The 301-nt window shown below is 72.8% G+C and carries 1 pseudogene; it reads right to left on the bottom strand.

Annotation, left to right across the window (positions count from 1 at the left end):
• A pseudogene (locus tag PUR61_RS16065) lies at positions 1–301 on the bottom strand (potassium-transporting ATPase subunit B); the annotation flags it as partial.

Here is a 301-nt window from a genome sequence, read left to right as displayed (position 1 = left end):
CGCAGGTGGCGTGCGCCATGTCGCCGTGGGCGCGGGCCCGCTGGCCGTTCCGCGTGTTGGCGTGGTCGACGATCGTGGGGCCCTGGGGGGTCTAGTCGGCCAGGGAGGAGAGATGCGCCGCGTCGGCCTGATCCTCGTGCGTGTCGACGGGGGCGGGGAGGATCTCGGCGGCCTGGCGGTTGCCGTGGGTGATGGTGGCGGTCTTGTAGAGCTGAAGGGTGTTGTCGTCGCCGGCGGCCTCGTCCGCGCGGCCGGACATCGCCAGCACGTTGCGCTGGACCAGCCGGTCCATGCCGGCGAT

Source organism: Streptomyces sp. BE20, from assembly GCF_036322525.1.
In the GTDB taxonomy this organism is placed as follows: Bacteria; Actinomycetota; Actinomycetes; order Streptomycetales; family Streptomycetaceae; genus Kitasatospora.
Note: the sequence above shows the minus strand (reverse complement) of the source record. Positions and strands in the feature narration are given on the sequence as shown.